The following is an 18,072-nucleotide window of genomic DNA, read 5'->3' as shown; positions in this document are numbered from 1 at the left end:
CTTAATCACAGATGAGTACAGGATTGAACGGCCACCCGAATACTGTTATATTCCGGCGTGATCTGCCGTTTGTCTACGGCCTGACAGACTCTAGTCAGAAGCCGGAGCGGCAGAAGTATACCGACACTATTCGAGAGTTTGAACGCCGCATACCCAATCACTATCGGGAACGGCGTAAAGAAGTGCTCCCGGGGCTTCAGGACAGACCGATGACGGCTGTGAACCTGCTCCCGGGAGAAGAGGAAAACCGTGCGGAAAACCGACGGGCGACATCGCGAAGAATCATTGCCACGCAGGGCCGGGCCGTCCAGCTTACGAATACGACGTGAGACCCAGGCACCTGAGTGAACCTGAAAACGGATAACATGCGTCAACAGACACGAACCTTACACGACCTCTCGCTGCCTTCAGGCAGCCGGACCGTCGGTGGTCTCAGACCAACAGAATCACACCCTGTAAGGGCCTGATTCGTCTGGCCGCCGGCCGCTCTTGTTGCACAGGAGCCCCGCGGCACGCACATCCTGTTTCGCTGATGCGATCCCCTCCGGTTTTCTGTCAAAATCAAACGACAGGAACCCTTTCTTTCCATGAAAAGAATGCTAATCAATGCAACTCATCCCGAAGAGTTGCGCGTCGCTCTGGTCGACGGCCAGCGTCTGTTCGACCTAGATATCGAATCCAGCTCCCGCGAGCAGAAAAAAGCCAATATCTATAAAGGCCGCATAACCCGCGTCGAGCCCAGTCTTGAGGCCGCCTTTGTTGATTTCGGCGCGGATCGCCATGGCTTTCTGCCCCTGAAGGAAATCTCCAAAGAGTACTTCAAGAAATCACCAGGCCAGATCGAAGGCAAGGTCAACATCAAGGATGTGGTCTCTGAAGGCCAGGAAGTGATTATCCAGGTCGACAAGGAAGAACGTGGCAACAAGGGCGCCGCCCTGACCACCTTCATCTCCCTGGCCGGGCGCTACCTGGTCCTGATGCCCAACAACCCTCGTGCCGGTGGCATTTCACGCCGCATTGAGGGCGATGAAAGGGCCCAGCTCAAAGAAGCCATGAACGATGTACAGGTGCCCAAGTCCATGGGCATCATCGTGCGCACCGCCGGTATCGGGCGGACCACAGAAGAACTCCAGTGGGACCTCGACTACCTGGTACAGTTCTGGGAAGCCATTACCCAGGCGGCTGGCGAGCGCAAGGCGCCCTTCCTGATCCATCAGGAGAGTAACGTCATAATCCGCGCAGTACGCGATTACCTTCGCCAGGACATTGGCGAAGTTCTGATCGATGCCAACACAGTGTATGAAGATGTACTGAATTTCGTACGCGCTGTCATGCCGACCTTTGAGAACAAGATCAAGCTGTACAAGGACGAGATCCCCCTGTTCAGCCGTTACCAGATCGAAGGGCAGATTGAGACCGCCTTCCAGCGTGAAGTAAAGCTTCCCTCGGGCGGCTCTATCGTCATCGACCCAACCGAGGCCCTGGTTTCCATCGATATCAACTCCTCTCGTGCCACCAAAGGTCACGATATTGAGGAGACGGCGCTGCAGACTAACCTCGAAGCGGCCGAAGAGATCGCCCGCCAGTTGCGCCTGCGCGACATGGGTGGCCTGATCGTGATCGACTTCATCGACATGACGCCTGCCAAGCACCAGCGCGAAGTCGAACAGAAGATGCGCGAGGCCCTGGAAATTGACCGTGCGCGCGTCCAGGTCGGCAAGATTTCCCGTTTTGGACTGTTGGAGATGTCCCGACAGCGCCTGCGTCCTTCACTGGGCGAAACCCGCAGCGAAGTATGTCCTCGCTGCGAGGGTCAGGGCACCATCCGGGGTATCGAGTCCCTGGCTCTGAGCATCATGCGCCTGATCTATGAGGAATCCTCCAAAGATAAGACCGGTGAAGTTCGGGCGGTGGTTCCGGTATCAGTAGCCACCTTCCTGCTGAATGAGAAGCGCAAGCAGCTGGCCGATATCGAAACCCGCCAGGAAGTCAGTGTTGTCGTGGTGCCGGTTCCGCACATGGAAACACCACAGTTTGAAATCCTGCGCATGCGCGAAGATGAAACCACGCCGGAGCACATTTCAAGCCACCAGGTGGCACAGGAATACAGTGAGCGCGAAGAGGAAGTGTTCGAGGCACCCGCACCCGAGCGCCCGGAGCGCGAACAGGCCGCAGTGAAGGCTATTCGGCCAAGTGCACCAGCGCCAAAAACCACCCCGAAGGCGATTGAAACTCCTGAACAGGAAGAAGGCCTGTTTCGCCGGATGGGCCGCAAGATTTCAGCGTTCTTCAGTGATGACGAAGAGCAGCCTACGGAAACCGGCAACAAGGACCAGGCTGCGCGTGAAGACCGCCGCAATCAGGGCCGCCAGGATCGCCGTAAATCCCGCGTAGCTCGTGATGATCAGTCTTCCGGCGGTAACCGCAGCGGTAACGATCGCCGTCAGGGCGGCCAACAGGGTCGTGGTGATGACAATCGTGGCCGCGGTCGGAATCGCAACCGCAATGACGACCAAAGCAGCGGCAATCAGAACCGTCAGGCGTCCGATAAGGGCGGTGAAGGCCGCAAGGAAAACCAGAGCCGCGGCCGCGGCCAGGGCCAGGGCCGAAACAAACCCCAGCGCGACCCGAAGGACACCCGGGAGCAGAAAGGCCAGAAGGACATCCGGGAGCAAAAGGGGCAGAAGGACCAGAAGGACCAACAGGATACCGCCCAGAAGCCATCCAGCGCAGAAAAGACGGGCAATGGTAGCGATGACAAGCGTCGCAAACCCCGGCGCCAACGTGCTCGTGACGGCTCTCCTTCGGAGACACCTTCTTCCACACCGGCAGCTCGCAAGGCTGAACGCAGTGAGAAGCACCAGAAAGACACCCAACCTGAACAGGCTGGCGAAGACAATAAGCCCCGTGTAAACGCAGAGGCTCGCCCGAACCAGTCCGACAAGGGTACGGGGCCTGCTGAAACACCTCGTAGCGACAAGCCAGCCGAGACTGCGGAGGCGCCCGCAACGAAGAAGCAGGAAAAACCGGAGCCGGCCAAAGCCGCTCAGGAACCGTCAGGGCAAGAAGAGCCAAAACAGGCGAAACCTGAAAAAACAGAAGAGCTGAAGGCTCCCCAAAAAGCCGAGGACCAAAACGGGACCAAGGCTGAAGAAGCGAAATCATCCGAGGAGCCTGCCCAAAAGCCAGCGCCGATGGAGCCGGAAATGGGCTCCGAAGCCAAGGCCGACCAGAAGCCTGCGGTCGAAGCAGGTGAGCAGGCAGATTCCGCCAGGGACAAAATGCCGGAGCCGGCAAAACCAGCTGCCAAAGCCGAAGGGGAAGCAGAGACCAGGACGGAAACGGCTGCTGAAAAGACCGAGAGCCAACCGGCGAAGCCGGCTGAAGCAACGCCCGCTGAAAAGACTGAGAACGAGCCTGCGAAAGCCGCTTCAAACGTTGAACACGGCGCAGAAGTGAAGCAGGCCGCGAAGGCTCCGGCGAAAGCGGAAAAGACTCCGGCTAAGCCCAAGGCCAAGGCCAAGCCCAAGGTAGAGCCCGAGGTATCTGAACCGAAAACCGGCGAACAGAAGGCTCCCGAGCAAAAAGCTCCCCAGCCGAAGCCGGCCGAAGCGCCAGAGACTGAAGCTAAGCCCGAAGGCAAGCAGGCTGAAAAGCCTGCCAACGAGGATTCGGACAAGGCTAACACCGGGGAAAAGCCAGTGGCTGACGTCCCGGTAACCCCCGGACGCGCCTACAATGACCCAAGGGAAGTCCGTAAGCGCCAACGCGCTGCGGAAGAGGCCAAGAAAGCCGGGAGTAATTGACGAATGCTATCTAATGCCGACATTGAAGCGCTGGAAGACATCCTCTTCGCCGAACCTTGGGGGGATGACGCCCTGGACTTTTTCGGCCTGCACGGGGTCGTTTGCGCCAGTGTGGTCGGCCCGGCTGAATTGCAGGCGGAAGAAATCTTTCGCCTCGCCACCGGCACCGAAGCTGTGCCCGGTGGCGAGATTCCGGAAATCTTCAGCCGTTGCATAAAGCAACTGGGTGCGGATATGGCCTACTCGCTTGACATGGGCCAGGCCCTGGAACTGCCAGAGCCGGAAGATGGCGACCCGATGAACGCCTTGGAAAACTGGTGTGCCGGCTTTGTGGACACGTTCCTGGAGCATGAGGAAGAATGGCTCGAGGCCGCCAGTGAGGAAGAAGCAGCAGACCTGATGGTACCTATGCTTACCTTGTCAGGCCTGTTCGATGACGAAGACTTCCAGAAGGTTCGCAACAGTGACAAGCTGTCGCGGCAGATGGCCGATGCCATTCCCGACTCACTGACCGATCTTTACCTCTTGTTCCACGCGCCGGATTAAACCGGCGCAGGGTTTCCAACAGGTGTTCTGAAATGATGCCAGACAGGCTCCAGCCCGTCTGGCATTTTCATGATACGGCCCAGTTCGCACCAGGGCGGGCCCGGAAAGTGGAAATCACTGCCCTGGGAAGCCAGCAGCTTCTCCCGGTGACAAAGCTCCGCCAGAAATCCAAGATCACCACTGGACTGGCCAGAAGTTGAGACCTCAATTCCCCTCCCACCCGCGCGACGAAAGTCGGCAGTAAGCTCTCGCAGTTTTGTGGCAGTAAGCTGATACTTGCGAGGATGTGCCAGAACGGCAATACCACCTGCCTCGTTAATCCAGCGAACCACTTCCGGAAGTTCCGGCCAGTAGGCCTTTACGTCTCCCGGCTTGCCATTACCCAGATGGCGTTTAAAAGCCTGCGCAGGATTACGGACAACACCCGCCTGCACCAGTACATTCGCGAAATGCGGGCGGCCTGGCACATCCCCGCCAGACGCCTCGGTAGCGCGCTGCAAGAGATCCGGCACATTGAGCCGGTCCAATCGGTCCGCAATCATGCGAGCCCTTGCCCACCGATTATCATTCTGCTGATTCAGGGCGGTCAGAAACCGCTCGTCCTGTCCGTCAAAATCAAGGCCAACAATATGGATGGTGCGACTCTTCCAGAGGCAAGACAGCTCAATTCCCGGAATAAGGACAATCCCGTGTTCCCGGGCGGCGGCACTGGCTTCCGCCTGGCCCGCCGTGGTGTCATGGTCGGTGAGAGCCAGATGCGTTACCCCCCGCTCAGCAGCACGGGCAACCAGCGCAGAAGGCGAGAGAGCGCCATCAGACGCCGTACTATGGCAATGCAGATCAATGCACAAACCGGGGTCTTGCGGTATAGTCACAAAAAGTCCTGAATCAGGTGATTGGTAACAGCGTCAGCTCATCCGCTAGTGTACCAGCCATCCCCTGAACCTGTATTACATCCGGCCGCCGGCATTAACGGCAGTGAGACAAATAACGGAGAGCAGTATGCATTACGCCATTATCAGTGAGGATGTAGAGAACAGCCTGTCCAAGCGCCAGGCCGCTCGACCTGCCCACGTTGACCGCCTGCAGGCACTGAAAGCCGAGGGCCGATTGCTGGTCGCCGGTCCGCACCCGGCAATAGATACCCCTGAGCCACAAGAGGCCGGTTTTACCGGCAGCCTGGTAGTGGCCGAATTCGATTCGCTGGAAGCAGCCCAGGCATGGGCCGACGCAGACCCTTACGTTGAAGCCGGGGTTTATGAGAAAGTCACTGTGAAACCGTTCAAGGCTGTGCTGCCCTGATCCTTCAGTGCCGCACCATGAGTTTATCGTAATGATGGCTCGCTTGAACGGCCGAACAGCTGTGACAGAATTGCGCTCTTAACGACTGACCGCTATTTTTTTATCGTCTAACTCAGGGAACGTAACCAGTGACGCCTTTCCGTCTCTTTATCAGTGTACTCTTTATTTTGTCCTCGGTAGCCGCGGCCCAGGCCAAGACCGTTTGGGTTGATGATCAGCTTTACCTGCCCGTGCGTGCAGGTGCAGGCACACAATACCGGATCATTGAGAACGCCGTTCCCAGTGGCACGCCATTGGAGTTACTGGAGACGACTGACTCAGGATATACCCGGGTTCGCACCCCCAAGGGCACGGAAGGGTGGGTCTCAAGCCAGTATCTGAGCGATACGCCCATTGCTGCCGACCGACTTCAGCGCGCCAACCAGCAACTGGAGCAGACCCGGAATGAGTTGGCTCAGGTGAAGGAGCAGCTTTCCGAGGTGACAAAAGAACGTGACTCCCTGGAGAGCTCAGAGTCATCATTGTCCAATCGTTCAGCGGCGCTGAAGGAAGAGCTGCAACGGATCAAAAACATCGCTGCGGACTCCATTAACCTCGAACGCCGCAACCGTGAACTTCGCGAGGAAAATCAGAAGATCCGCAATGATCTGGAAGTCCTGACCGCCGAAAATGAGCGTCTCGAAGCCAGCAAGGAATCTGATTTCATGCTACTGGGGGCCGGCCTCGTCCTGGGTGGTGTCCTATTGGCACTCATCATTCCGATGCTCAAACCCACAAGAAAAACCGACAACTGGGCCTGATCTCTCATGAAGGACTATTCGGAAAAGCGTGACTTTCACCGAATGCAGATGGACTCGGAGATTGAACTTACTGACAGCAAGGGCGAAACATTCATTGGCACTTGCCGGGACCTTAGCGCAACCGGCATGCAGTTGTTCGTCAAAAGGCCCGTAAGAGAGGGTGAGGAATTGAAAACAATTCTTCGCTCCACCGACGATCAGATCCCGCCGCTGGAAACAGTTTGCGAGGTGGTACGCTGCGATGAAAATGGTGACGGGTATTTACTGGGCACTACAATCAACGAGGTGACCTGACCCTACGGGGGAGTTAACGCCGGAGCGCAGTTCAAACCGCGCCCCGGTGTAACAGGAGCCTCAGACCAGAGGCTTTTCCGCGACAATAATGCCGTTGTTATCGGCGTACACATAGTGACCCGGCTGGAAGGTCACCCCGCCAAACGTAACCGCAACGTTCAGATCTCCCAGGCCACGCTTTTCGCTCTTGCGAGGATGCGTTCCCAGAGCCTGCACGCCCAAAGCGGTTTTGCCGATTTCATCGACATCCCGTACGCATCCGTAGATGATCAGACCTGCCCAGCCATTATTCGCGGCCTTTTCCGCCAGCATGTCACCAAGCAGAGCGTGGCGCTTTGACGCGCCACCATCGACGACCATTACCCGGCCATGGCCTGGCTGACCAACCTGCTCCTTAACCACAGAGTTGTCCTCAAAGCACTTTACGGTAACGATTTCGCCACCGAATGCCTTGTTACCACCATAGTTATTAAAACCTGGCTCGACCACCTGAACTTCCGGAAACTCGTCACACAGGTCTGGTGTAATAATGCTTGCCACGTTGTTGCTCTCCTTCTCCTGGAAATGAACTCAGTCGATCTTTTCGTCGGCCAGGAAGAACCAGGTATCCAGCACGGAATCCGGGTTCAGTGACACAGAATCGATACCCTGATCCATCAGCCACTTGGCGAGGTCCGGATGATCGGACGGCCCCTGCCCGCATATACCGATATACTTGTCAGCTTTCTTGCACGCCTGGATAGCACTGGCTAACAGGGCTTTCACTGCATCATTACGCTCATCAAACAGATGCGCGATGATGCCGGAATCACGATCCAGGCCCAGCGTGAGCTGAGTGAGATCGTTAGAGCCGATAGAGAAGCCGTCAAAGTGCTCCAGGAACTGATCCGCCAGCAAGGCATTAGCCGGCAATTCGCACATCATGATCACCCGCAGGCCGTTATCGCCACGCTTGAGGCCGTTTGCTGCCAGCAGATTTACCACCTGCTCAGCTTCACCCACCGTGCGAACGAAAGGCACCATGACTTCCACATTGGTCAGGCCCATCTCATTACGTACTTTCTTGAGAGCACGACACTCCAGTTCGAAACAGTCACGGAAAGTTTCGGAGATGTAGCGGGACGCGCCGCGAAAGCCCAGCATCGGGTTTTCTTCATCCGGCTCGTACAAGGTGCCGCCGATGAGGTTGGCGTATTCGTTAGACTTGAAATCCGACAGGCGAACGATCACCTTCTTCGGTGCAAAGGCGGCTGCCAGTGTGGAAATACCCTCCACCAGCTTGTCCACGTAGAAATCAACCGGTGAGCTGTAACCGGAGATGCGTTTTTCGACCGTCTGTTTAATGTCCCTTGGCAGTCCATCAAAGTTCAGCAATGCCTTTGGGTGCACACCAATCATTCGGTTAATGATGAACTCCAGGCGTGCCAGACCAACGCCTTCGTTGGGCAGCGCCTGGAAATCAAAGGCGCGATCCGGGTTACCCACGTTCATCATAATCTTGAACGGGATATTGGGCATGGAATCCACGGTGTTTTCGCGCAACTCGAAGTCCAGAGCACCCTCGTAAATCAGCCCCGTATCACCTTCGGCACAGGACACAGTCACTTCCTGACCGTCCTTCAGTACTTCAGTAGCATCACCACAGCCAACGACGGCCGGAATGCCCAGTTCGCGAGCAATAATCGCGGCATGACAGGTCCGGCCGCCACGATCGGTTACGATGGCGGAAGCACGCTTCATTACCGGCTCCCAATCCGGATCGGTCATGTCGGTAACCAGAACGTCGCCCGCCTGGACACGATCCATTTCCTTTATGCTGGTGATGATTTTTACCGGACCACTACCGATCTTGTGACCGATACTGCGGCCTTCAACCAGTACCTTGCCTGTTTCATTCAGCAGATAGCGCTCCATCACATTGGCGGAGGCACGACTTTTGACGGTTTCTGGCCTGGCCTGAACAATGTAGATCTTGCCATCATCGCCGTCCTTCGCCCACTCGATATCCATGGGGCGCTGGTAATGTTTTTCGATGATCATAGCCTGCTTGGCCAACTCTTCCACTTCAGCATCGTTTATACAGAAACGGTTCCGCTCTTCCTGCTCAACCTTCACGGTCTCAACAAACTCACCCTCGCCCGGGCTCGTGTGATAAACCATCTTGATCGCCTTGCTGCCAAGGTTGCGGCGAAGTACCGAAGGACGGCCGGCTTCCAGCGTCGGTTTATGGATGTAGAACTCGTCGGGGTTTACCGCGCCCTGCACAACCGTCTCACCGAGACCGTATGAAGCAGTAACAAACACCACATCACGGAAACCTGACTCGGTGTCCAGGGTGAACATCACGCCACTGGCAGCGGTTTCACTACGCACCATTTTCTGAATGCCTGCGGACAGAGCAACCAGCTTGTGGTCAAAGCCATGATGAACCCGGTACGAAATAGCGCGATCATTGAACAGCGAGGCGAAAACCTCCTTTACGGAGGTACGTACCTGCTGCAAACCTACTACGTTCAGGAAGGTTTCCTGCTGCCCGGCGAAAGAGGCGTCAGGCAGATCTTCGGCGGTAGCAGACGATCGTACGGCAACCGCCATATGCTCATTGCCGGCCTGAAGTTTGGCATAAGCTTCTGCCAGGGTGTTTTCAAGAACGTCCGGTAAGTCTGTGTCGATAATCCACTGACGAATCTGAGCACCGACCCGGGCCAGTTCGTTCACGTCGTTTATATCCAGCGCGTCCAGTGCGTTGTCGATCTTGTCCTTCAGTCCGTCGGTGGCCAGAAATTCGCGATAAGCATGTGCTGTTGTGGCGAAACCACCGGGAACGGTAACACCTGCGTTGGCGAGATTACTGATCATTTCACCGAGAGAGGCGTTCTTGCCACCCACCCGGTCAACATCGGACATTCCCAGGTGATCAAACCAGATAATGTAATCTTCCAAAGCACCTCTCCCTTGAGTCTGTATAGCAAAGAGCATAACCGGGCCAGCGATATCTAGCGGCAAAAGCAGGCAATATCCACTGCGGAGTCTCGAACTTGGCGTGTATGATACTGTAACCTGCGGAAATTACCTAGGGACCTTGCCATGTACCGGCAAAAAACGGAACCGGATAAAACGCCATGAAACGTACAGCTTTCTTTATCTCCGATGGCACTGGCCTCACCGCCGAGGCGCTTGGCCATAGCCTTCTGGCCCAATTTGAAAAAATAGAATTTGAACGGGTAACCGTACCCTACATCGACGATGAGGAGAAAGCCCGGGACATGGTAAAGCGGATCAACAAGGCCGCTGAAACCGATGGTGCCCGCCCACTGGTATTCGACACCATCGTAGACAGTGATATCCGCGATATAATCTCTACGGCAGAAAGTTTCATGGTGGATATTTTCGGAACCTTCCTCAATCCGCTTGAGCAGGAGTTGCGGTCATCCTCTTCATATACCGTCGGGAAATCGCACTCCATTAACAATGAGGGCAGGTACGAACGACGCATCAAGGCGGTGAACTTTGCCCTCGATAATGACGATGGCGCACGCACCCGCCACTATGACGAAGCGGACCTGATCCTGGTCGGCGCATCCCGCAGTGGTAAAACGCCGACCTGCCTTTATCTGGCATTGCAATACGGGGTCAAGGCAGCGAACTACCCGATCACTGAGGAAGACCTCGAAGACCAGCAGATACCGGGCGCGCTGAAGCCCCACAAGGAGAAGATCTTCGGGCTGACCATCGATCCAGAGCGCCTGGCCACTATCCGCAACGAGCGCCGGCCGAATTCGCGTTACTCCTCAATCAAACAATGCATGCATGAAATCGAGGAAATCGAGCTGATGTATCGCCGGGAGCGCATCCCTTACCTGAATACGACGGCTTACTCTGTGGAAGAAATCTCCACGCGAATAATGGTAACCACTGGCCTCAAGCGCAATCGCTGACCTCAGTTCAGTGATCTGTCATCACAAAAAAAGAGGACCCGCAGGTCCTCTTTTTTCTGGCCGTATACAAGGCTGCCTTTACATCTCCTCGATCGACAGCCCCAACGCTTCGGCCTCTTTCCGGTTGTCCGGACTGGTCACGACTGCAGTGCTCGCTTTTTCCGGCAGCAACCAGGTACTGGCTACCCGTTTCAGGTCATCGATAGTGACCGACAGCACTCGTTCCCGGAATCGTGCCCGTTGCTCAGAACTGCGGCCGAACAGCTTGTTATGAAACGCATGACGTGCCGCCCCGGCGGGTGAGCGCGGCCTGTCCAGTTGCCCGATAACACCCAGGATCGATTCTTCCAGTTCCTGATACTCATGGTCCGTTTCCTGCAACCACACCAGGGCGTTATCAAAATCATCCAGAGTCTCAGACAGGCGCGGATCCCGATATGAAAAGAACCGGAAAGTCCCGTTCACACTGTCCTGTCCGGCACCACCGCCGTAGGCCCCGCCTTTCTCACGGATTGCCCGGTGCAAGTACCCATTGCGAAGAAAACCGCCAAGGACTGTCAGTGCTGCGGCATCCGGATGGTCTACAGGAACTGTGCTGTAAGCTTTGGAGCAGAAATTAACCTGCGTGGACGTCAGCCAGGCCTCGCGGGCGGTGTAGTTCACCGGCTCCATCTTCCAGCCTGACCCGTCCGCGCCAGCCGTCCCCTGCCAGCAGGACTTGAGCTCATCAACCATAGCCGGAAGCTGTTCATCTTCACCAATGACCAGGAACTGGCGGCTCTGGTTGCGGATTTTTTCATGCAACCCGGACAATTTCCGGCACAATGCATTCAGCTCTTCGGGGTCTTTCAGGGCCTGATCCAGCTGCTTGGTTCCGCGAATGCCTGCCAGGCCGCCAAGACGAAATGACAGCCAGCTGCCGGAACTCATGCCCTGGGCCGCAGCACCCATGGCTAGTGCATGACCACTGCCGGTCACTGCCTGTTCACGACGGGTTCGAATCTGGGCAATAATTTCCCGAATGCGATCCTTCTCATCGAAACGGGCACTGGTACAGAGATCTCTCAGAAGCCGGGTGAGTGCGCCTCGGTTTCGCGCCAGTGCCTTGCCATTAAAGATGATGTAACCGGACAGATCCTGCACGTCGTCAATTCGGCCTTTGGCACTGAAGCCAGCGCCGATACCACCGGATTCCGCAGAAATCCGATCCTGCATCTGCAAGTAATCCAGATCGCCACAACCAACCTCTGAAATCAGTGTCGTGTAGTAAGGGATCAACAGCAGTTCTTCTTCCGACATTTCCGGTACCGGCAATACTACCTGCTCGTAGACAAGACCATTGGTTCCGCGGGCATACACGGTGGCAGAGATGTCCCCATCGAACCGGGCTTCCGGTTCTGGCATCTGAAGCGGCACATCGGAAAGATCCACCTTGGGAAGAATGGAGTCATCATCCTTGCGCATCTGCCGCTCTTCCAGAGCTTCAGCCCGATCAACAATCTGCTGCGCTTCCTCCTCCGTCAACTCGGCCTTTCGGCGGGCCAAAGCCTCACGGATAGCCTGCTGACGATGGCTCTCCAGCTTCTCATCCGGCCGCAGGGTCAGGGTGACGCGATGAGGATTTTCCAATAGCTTCTTACGAATCAGACTCGGCACATACTCAGGATCCCGGATCTTCTCGCGAAGAGTCGCAAGGACGGGCTCGATATCAAGGAGTTCCACGGGGTCACCGCCGTGCACCATGGGCGCGATCGCAGTCATGATCAACTGCAGACCATACGGGAACTGGTCGCCGGCAATCTCTCTCTGGTGCAATTCAAGCTGGTGCAGAATAGCTTCCAGGCGCTCCTCGCTGACACCGTCCTCCACTACCTGCTGCAGAGTACTCTCCAGCAGCAGCTCCAGCTCTTTCTGGTTCTCGGGTTCACTGCCTTCGATGCCACAGACAAAGGTCATTTCCCGGTTTGAATCTTCCAGACCACACATGGGTGACGGTGCATGACCGAGATCTGTGGTTTCCAGTGCGCGCATCAGCGGAGAAGCGCTGTTCTCCAGAAGGACCGCCGAGAGCAACTGCCCCTCAAGGTTCTCCTGGAGATCGAAACTGTGGCCCAGCAACCAGCCCATGACGATATGGGTCTTGTTATCCGTGCCTTCCCCCTCATTCACGGCATAACACTGATCCACCCGGACCGGGGCAAACATGCGTTTCTCGTCGCGAACCGGCAGCTCGACGTCAAGGTGGTCAAAGCGCTTCAGCGCCAGCTCCTCGAACCGCTCGTGGTGCTCATGAGCCGGAATGTTGCCATAAGTGGCAAAAATGGCATTGCTGGGGTGGTAATGCTGACGGTAGAACTTCACCAGGTCGTCATAACTGAGGTCGACAATATGGTCCGGCTCACCGCCACTGTTATAGTGATAAGTCGTTGTCGGGAACAGGTGACTGCTCAGATTCTGCCAGAGCTGCGATGTAGGCGAGCTCATGGCCCCTTTCATTTCGTTATAGACCACACCCTTGTAGACAAGATCACTGTTCGGATCTTCCGGCTTCTCAAATTCGAGACGATGACCCTCCTGGGCGAAATCCAGCGGATCCAGCGTGGAGAAGAACACCGAGTCCAGATAGACCGACACCAGGTTGTCAAAATCCTTCCGGTTCATACTGGCAAAAGGATACGCCGTCCAATCGCTGCTGGTGAACGCATTCATGAAGGTGTTCAGGGAGCGGTGGATCATCATGAAGAATGGATCCCGCACGGGATAGCGCTCACTGCCGCACAAAGCGGTATGCTCCAGGATATGAGCGACGCCGGAAGAATCCATGGGGAAGGTCCGAAGCGCCACGAAAAAAACATTCTCTTCGTTATCTGCTGCAAGGTGCAGGTGGCGGGCACCGGTCTTTTTGTGGCGATACTCCTCAACATCAAGATTAAGGGTGCTAATCCGGTGACTTCTAAGCTTCTCAAAAGCGGGATGGATTGCGTTGTCGATCACTGCAGCCATTCAAACTTTCCTGTCTTTAACGATTAGAGACTTGTAGGGTAACACGTAGTTTCGATTATCATGCACAGTCCAGCAGCGATAAGGTAGCCCCGCGATTCATGACCACCAACTCACCTCACGCCAAGGCCGTTGATGCACCGGAAGTCGCCGCTTACTGGGCAGAACGCCGCAATTATCTTGATCGAATCCGCAAGGTGCCGGAAATAAGACAGCGCTTCTGGCGTGAAGTTGCTCTCTACCTGCTCCGCCGGATTCTCTGGTCCTTCGGATTCTTCCCGATCTTTATCGCCTTCTGGATTCCTTTTGTTCTGGCCAGCTTCAATCCAGTGGTCATGGCCTCTGAACTGATCCCCCTTCTGCAGGATTTTGTGAACGCCAACCCTGAAGTACAGGCAACGACCGTCAGCACGGTGACCATTGCCTGGGCATCTATCGGGTTTATCTTCCTGGTGTTTGACTTTGTCCTCACCCCCTTCCGATCACCCTATGAATACGAAGCTGATGTGTACATGAGATCATGGGAACAGCTCAACCATGATCAGCTTCCGGACAAAGTGTGATTTGGCCTGCATTCTCGGTAACTTAAGACACTTTCTGTTACATAACGTTGCACCCACTGGGTAAGATGAGGACATAGACAGGATTTCGGGAATGCAGAATTAAGAGGCTCCAACATGGTCGATTTCAGACCACTTCTTTTCCTCAACGCGCTGGCACTGATGCTGCTCGTGACGGCCGGCTTCGCATCCGTACGTGAAGAGCAGAAAATCGCGCCCTTGAACGAGGCGCCCTCGGCTGAAAAGATCGTAGCCTTCGCTACCGGAGCATCCGATTCCCGGTCAGGACAACAGCAACCGCCACCTGCGCCGGTCGAGATAAACGAAAAGACACACTCGCAGCTTGAAACCGCCCCCCCTGAACCTGCCACAAAGTCGACACCGGAACCTGCGCCACGTGCAGAGCGATTTACCATTCCGCCAATGCCGGATGAACCAACAGTGCTGGCTGTCGCAGAACCGCCGACCGCTATGGCGACCCGGACCGCCGCGCCTCCGGCCACCGAACCCACCAGGAAAGCCGCGACTACGGGACTACTCGTGCTGCGTTCGAATGTGGTGGGAGATCGCGTCACTATTAATGGTGAGCAATACGGTGCAACCAGGCTCGACCTGACACTCGAAGCCGGCGAGTACGACATCACCATCAGTAAAGATGGCTTCAAACCCTGGAACCAGACGGTGGCACTGCAAGCCGGCAGCGAAAGGACTCTGGTGGGCAAGCTCGAGGCCTACACAACCGTTAATTACCGCGAAGGCACCTGGGTTGGTGGCGTAAAAACAGGCGACGGCACCTATGCAGATAAAGAGGGCCTGCGTTACGAGGGTCATTTCATCAATGGCGCATTTCAAGGTGAAGGCACCGCCTGGTACCCGGACGGTAGTCGCTATGAAGGCGAATGGTCAGAGGGACAGCGTGAAGGTGAAGGCACCTGGCGCAGCGCTGACGGATCCCGGTATTCGGGAGAGTTCCGAGCCAACCAGTTTAACGGTAAGGGAACACTGACCATGGCCAACGGTGACATTCTGACCGGGCAATGGAAAGGCGGCCGGCTGAACGGCTATGGCTCACTCACGACAGCGGACGGCATGCTTTACGTGGGCGGTTTCCGAGATGATGAGTTTCACGGCCGTGGCACCCTCACCTTTCCCGATGGACGACACTATGAGGGCGAATTTTCCAACGGTGTTTTTCACGGTGCCGGGTCGGAAGTCTTCGCAGATGGCAAGAAGTACGAAGGCGAATACATTGAAGGAAAGTTCCACGGCAAGGGGCTGCTGCGCAATCCCAATGGCAGCTCGATCGAGGCAACGTTCCGACACGGACAACCCTACGGCCAGGTACGCCTGACCACTGCGGCAGGTGAAATATTCACTGCCCGCACCACAGAACCCGGTGTTTGTTATCGGGACAAGAGCTACCGGGCTACCCAGTGCCCGGAACTGGAAGGCTGGTAACACGGATCAGCCCGATAACACACGCGTTTGCAGTAAACGATTGAGGTAGTGACATGGCGATCAAGAACGCTCTGCTGGTGGACGATTCAAAGGTGGCACGATTTGCCCTGAGCAAGCTGCTGGAGAATCGCGACATGGAAGTAAACATGGCAGGTTCTGCCGAGGAAGCACTGGATTTCCTGAACAGCAACGGACGCCCGGACGTTATCTTTATGGACCATCTGATGCCGGGCATGAATGGCGTGGAAGCCACAAAAGCCATCAAAGGCAATCCAGACACCGCAGCCATTCCGGTCATCATGTGCACTTCCAAGAAATCCTCTTCTTTTACCGAGGAAGCGAAAAATTTCGGGGTCTATAACATCCTCACCAAGCCGCCTCATACCGAAGGCCTGAGCATGGTACTCGAGCAACTGGACAGAGATGTTATCGCGGGAACTCTTCCGGAAGCTCCTATCACCGAGTTTGAGGGAGGCAGCAGGGCAGACGAACTTCTGAACGTTCCCCGGAATGCCTCTGTTGAAATGTCACTCAAGTCCGAAGGAGAACCTGCCAGCAACGGCAACAGCTCCTCCAATGTAGTGCCGCTGACCAGCGACCTGATCGAACAGATTGCCCGCTCAGCGGTGAAAACTCATGTCAACAACCGGCTCCATGAGCTGCTCAGCTCCCTGTTCGATGAACAGTTCGATCACCTGAAACGGGCCCTGGATGAATCCCGCAGCAAGCAGGAATCGATCGTCGAAGAACGGCTGAACGCAATGGGCAGCCTCGTTGAAGAACGCACAATGCATTTGCGCGACGAGGTGGCGGCGGAAGTTAACCTCAACCTGGGTCGGGAACTGGCAGACCTGAAGAAGGAGATGAAACGCAATTCCGGCTTCACCAGCGAGCACATGGCAGAGCTAAAAGATCACATTACCAGTGTGCAGACCATCGATACCGAGTTCTGGCAAACGCTGCAATCCGAAGCAATTCAGCAGGCGCATGAGATTTCCCGGGAAACTGCAGAAGATATCGCGCAACGCACTATTGATCTGTTTGTTTCACAGCAACGTTCCGCATCTTCCAGGATTTATACGGTCAGTCTCGCCGCCAGCCTGGGCATTTTCAGCGTCGGGATCGCCTGGCTGGCTGGTCTGTTTGGCTAAGGTGCCGCAGATCACACGCACATCCCGACTCAGAGCGCGGCCCAGGTCTATCGCCCTGTCGAGTAGAATGCCCTGCTGATCAGCAAGAGGCAGAAGTGCTTTCGGCCTTCCCATGCGACTGGATGCGTCTGCTGCAAGAATAAGTGCCGGAAATTCCTGATCGTTCGCGATTGGTGGGAAGTTTATAATAGGCATCTCTATAGCAAGAACTAATGAACCCTGATGCGTCGCCAGACTGCCGTGTTCACTGATTTTTGCTAGAATTCGGCCATCATTCATCCATACCCGCCCGGATCTTTAATGAATCACCTCTTTGTAGACAACCTGACCGTTATTGATTTCGCTTACCTGGACCGGACTCGAGGACTGGTAGGTGAAAGCTGGATCGCGGATGTGGTGCTCGGAGGCGAACTCGACGACCAGGGCATGGTGTTCGATTTCAGCAATGTTAAACGCACGATCAAGCGAATAATCGATGAGCGAGTCGATCACAGGCTGGTCGTACCACGAGGCTATGAAGGCTTGTCCTGGAGTGAGGAGGAGCCGGATACCTTTAGCTGGGCGCTGACCGACGGTAGCCAGATTACACACCAGTCTCCGGATGAAGCAGTAGTCTGGCTCTCGGCTGAGCGGGTAGTTCCGTCTGCAGTCGCCACCCTGCTGGAACATGAGCTTAAAGCGGTCCTGCCCGCAAACGTGACGACTGTCGAGATCCACCTGAGGGAAGAAGTCATCGAGGGCGCCTACTATCACTATGTTCATGGTCTGAAGAAACATCTGGGCAACTGCCAGCGCATTGCCCACGGCCACCGCTCGCCCATCCGGATCGACCGGAATGGTCACCGTGACTACGACCTCGAGCGCGAGTGGGCCATTCAGTGGCGGGATATCTACGTGGGCTCCGAGGAAGATGTGGTTCGGCGCCATGTAGGCGATACCGGGGTTCGGTATGTAACCTTTGAATATGAAGCGAATCAGGGAGAGTTTGCCTTGACGCTGCCAGAGGAGCGGGTTTACATGCTGGAAACGGATACAACCGTTGAGCTGATCGCGGCGCACATTGCCGACAAGCTAAAGGCGGAATTTCCGTCCGATACTATTCGGGTCAAGGCCTATGAGGGTGTTGGAAAGGGCGCGATTGCCTCGCGCTGAACCGGCCCCCCCACTAAACCGGGGAGCTTGGGACCGGCCCCGCTGGCCTCTCCGGGCTCCCCGGA

16 protein-coding genes are annotated in these 18,072 nt (G+C 56.0%); 11 read left to right on the top strand and 5 right to left on the bottom strand.

All coding sequences use genetic code 11. The features are described 5' to 3' along the window. Positions 1–11: 11 nt before the first annotated feature. The 3 genes from KFJ24_RS03940 (at position 12) to KFJ24_RS03930 (ending at position 4,352) form a co-directional block, all read left to right on the top strand. The gene (locus KFJ24_RS03940; protein ID WP_250829780.1) at positions 12–329 is read left to right on the top strand and encodes a hypothetical protein; all 318 of its coding nucleotides are present in this window, start codon (positions 12–14) and stop codon (positions 327–329) included. A 258-nt stretch (positions 330–587) separates the two neighbouring features. Beyond that, entirely contained in the window at positions 588–3,806 is a 3,219-nt protein-coding gene (gene rne / locus KFJ24_RS03935; RefSeq protein WP_250829779.1) for a ribonuclease E, read from the top strand. 3 nt (positions 3,807–3,809) lie between these two features. After that, on the top strand, positions 3,810–4,352 hold the full coding sequence (locus KFJ24_RS03930) for a YecA family protein (protein ID WP_250829778.1): 543 nt from the start codon (positions 3,810–3,812) through the stop codon (positions 4,350–4,352). On the opposite strand, the gene KFJ24_RS03925 is transcribed toward KFJ24_RS03930, so the two are convergent. After that, complete coding sequence (locus tag KFJ24_RS03925; RefSeq protein ID WP_250829777.1) at positions 4,349–5,227, bottom strand: PHP domain-containing protein; 879 nt, start codon at positions 5,225–5,227, stop codon at positions 4,349–4,351. The genes KFJ24_RS03930 and KFJ24_RS03925 overlap by 4 nt on opposite strands. Before the next feature lie 127 nt (positions 5,228–5,354). On the opposite strand from KFJ24_RS03925, the gene KFJ24_RS03920 reads away from it, so the two are divergent. The 3 genes from KFJ24_RS03920 (at position 5,355) to KFJ24_RS03910 (ending at position 6,748) form a co-directional block, all read left to right on the top strand. Next, entirely contained in the window at positions 5,355–5,654 is a 300-nt protein-coding gene (locus KFJ24_RS03920) for a YciI family protein (RefSeq protein ID WP_250829776.1), read from the top strand. Positions 5,655–5,782: 128 nt separating this feature from the next. Beyond that, positions 5,783–6,454 (top strand): TIGR04211 family SH3 domain-containing protein, encoded by a 672-nt coding sequence (locus KFJ24_RS03915; protein ID WP_250829775.1) that lies wholly within the window; start codon positions 5,783–5,785, stop codon positions 6,452–6,454. A gap of 6 nt (positions 6,455–6,460) precedes the next feature. After that, positions 6,461–6,748 (top strand): PilZ domain-containing protein, encoded by a 288-nt coding sequence (locus KFJ24_RS03910; RefSeq protein WP_250829774.1) that lies wholly within the window; start codon positions 6,461–6,463, stop codon positions 6,746–6,748. 60 nt (positions 6,749–6,808) lie between these two features. Here KFJ24_RS03910 and rraA read toward each other — a convergent pair whose 3' ends face one another. Continuing rightward, entirely contained in the window at positions 6,809–7,288 is a 480-nt protein-coding gene (gene rraA / locus KFJ24_RS03905) for a ribonuclease E activity regulator RraA (protein ID WP_250829773.1), read from the bottom strand. Between the two features lie 30 nt (positions 7,289–7,318). Further along, on the bottom strand, positions 7,319–9,727 hold the full coding sequence (gene ppsA / locus KFJ24_RS03900) for a phosphoenolpyruvate synthase (protein WP_434967997.1): 2,409 nt from the start codon (positions 9,725–9,727) through the stop codon (positions 7,319–7,321). A 143-nt stretch (positions 9,728–9,870) separates the two neighbouring features. Here ppsA and ppsR point away from each other — a divergent pair, with 143 nt between their 5' ends. Beyond that, a complete protein-coding gene (gene ppsR / locus KFJ24_RS03895; protein WP_250829771.1) occupies positions 9,871–10,686 on the top strand; it encodes a posphoenolpyruvate synthetase regulatory kinase/phosphorylase PpsR in 816 nt (271 codons plus the stop codon). Between the two features lie 78 nt (positions 10,687–10,764). Here the strand turns inward: ppsR and KFJ24_RS03890 are convergent, their stop codons facing one another. After that, complete coding sequence (locus KFJ24_RS03890; RefSeq protein ID WP_250829770.1) at positions 10,765–13,689, bottom strand: insulinase family protein; 2,925 nt, start codon at positions 13,687–13,689, stop codon at positions 10,765–10,767. A gap of 98 nt (positions 13,690–13,787) precedes the next feature. Here KFJ24_RS03890 and KFJ24_RS03885 point away from each other — a divergent pair, with 98 nt between their 5' ends. From KFJ24_RS03885 to KFJ24_RS03875, 3 genes are all read left to right on the top strand, one after another. Next, a complete protein-coding gene (locus KFJ24_RS03885; RefSeq protein WP_250829769.1) occupies positions 13,788–14,249 on the top strand; it encodes a hypothetical protein in 462 nt (153 codons plus the stop codon). A gap of 114 nt (positions 14,250–14,363) precedes the next feature. Next, positions 14,364–15,704 carry an MORN repeat-containing protein gene (locus tag KFJ24_RS03880; RefSeq protein ID WP_250829768.1) on the top strand — a complete coding sequence of 447 codons (1,341 nt, stop codon included), beginning with the start codon at positions 14,364–14,366 and terminating at the stop codon, positions 15,702–15,704. A 53-nt stretch (positions 15,705–15,757) separates the two neighbouring features. Continuing rightward, positions 15,758–16,855, top strand: coding sequence for a response regulator (locus tag KFJ24_RS03875; protein ID WP_250829767.1), 1,098 nt, complete (start codon positions 15,758–15,760; stop codon positions 16,853–16,855). On the opposite strand, the gene KFJ24_RS03870 is transcribed toward KFJ24_RS03875, so the two are convergent. Continuing rightward, complete coding sequence (locus KFJ24_RS03870; protein WP_250832547.1) at positions 16,751–16,969, bottom strand: nucleotidyltransferase family protein; 219 nt, start codon at positions 16,967–16,969, stop codon at positions 16,751–16,753. The two genes, KFJ24_RS03875 and KFJ24_RS03870, sit on opposite strands and share 105 nt — an antisense overlap. 186 nt (positions 16,970–17,155) lie before the next feature. Between KFJ24_RS03870 and KFJ24_RS03865 the strand changes: the two genes are divergently transcribed. Next, complete coding sequence (locus tag KFJ24_RS03865) at positions 17,156–18,007, top strand: 6-carboxytetrahydropterin synthase (RefSeq protein ID WP_250829766.1); 852 nt, start codon at positions 17,156–17,158, stop codon at positions 18,005–18,007. Positions 18,008–18,072 lie beyond the last annotated feature (65 nt).

The sequence above is a fragment of the Marinobacter sediminum genome, from assembly GCF_023657445.1.
GTDB lineage: Bacteria > Pseudomonadota > Gammaproteobacteria > Pseudomonadales > Oleiphilaceae > Marinobacter > Marinobacter sediminum_A.
The sequence above is the reverse complement of the archived record's forward strand: the minus strand, read 5'-3'. Positions and strand labels throughout refer to the sequence as shown.

Bases quoted from the DNA above. Each gene is read 5' to 3' on its own strand.
- KFJ24_RS03940 (WP_250829780.1), top strand. From the start codon at position 12: ATGAGTACAGGATTGAACGGCCACCCGAATACTGTTATATTCCGGCGT.
- rne (WP_250829779.1), top strand. From the start codon at position 588: ATGAAAAGAATGCTAATCAATGCAACTCATCCCGAAGAGTTGCGCGTC.
- KFJ24_RS03930 (WP_250829778.1), top strand. From the start codon at position 3,810: ATGCTATCTAATGCCGACATTGAAGCGCTGGAAGACATCCTCTTCGCC.
- KFJ24_RS03920 (WP_250829776.1), top strand. From the start codon at position 5,355: ATGCATTACGCCATTATCAGTGAGGATGTAGAGAACAGCCTGTCCAAG.
- KFJ24_RS03910 (WP_250829774.1), top strand. From the start codon at position 6,461: ATGAAGGACTATTCGGAAAAGCGTGACTTTCACCGAATGCAGATGGAC.
- ppsA (WP_434967997.1), bottom strand. From the start codon at position 9,727: ATGCTCTTTGCTATACAGACTCAAGGGAGAGGTGCTTTGGAAGATTAC.
- ppsR (WP_250829771.1), top strand. From the start codon at position 9,871: ATGAAACGTACAGCTTTCTTTATCTCCGATGGCACTGGCCTCACCGCC.
- KFJ24_RS03890 (WP_250829770.1), bottom strand. From the start codon at position 13,689: ATGGCTGCAGTGATCGACAACGCAATCCATCCCGCTTTTGAGAAGCTT.
- KFJ24_RS03885 (WP_250829769.1), top strand. From the start codon at position 13,788: ATGACCACCAACTCACCTCACGCCAAGGCCGTTGATGCACCGGAAGTC.
- KFJ24_RS03880 (WP_250829768.1), top strand. From the start codon at position 14,364: ATGGTCGATTTCAGACCACTTCTTTTCCTCAACGCGCTGGCACTGATG.
- KFJ24_RS03875 (WP_250829767.1), top strand. From the start codon at position 15,758: ATGGCGATCAAGAACGCTCTGCTGGTGGACGATTCAAAGGTGGCACGA.
- KFJ24_RS03870 (WP_250832547.1), bottom strand. From the start codon at position 16,969: ATGGGAAGGCCGAAAGCACTTCTGCCTCTTGCTGATCAGCAGGGCATT.
- KFJ24_RS03865 (WP_250829766.1), top strand. From the start codon at position 17,156: ATGAATCACCTCTTTGTAGACAACCTGACCGTTATTGATTTCGCTTAC.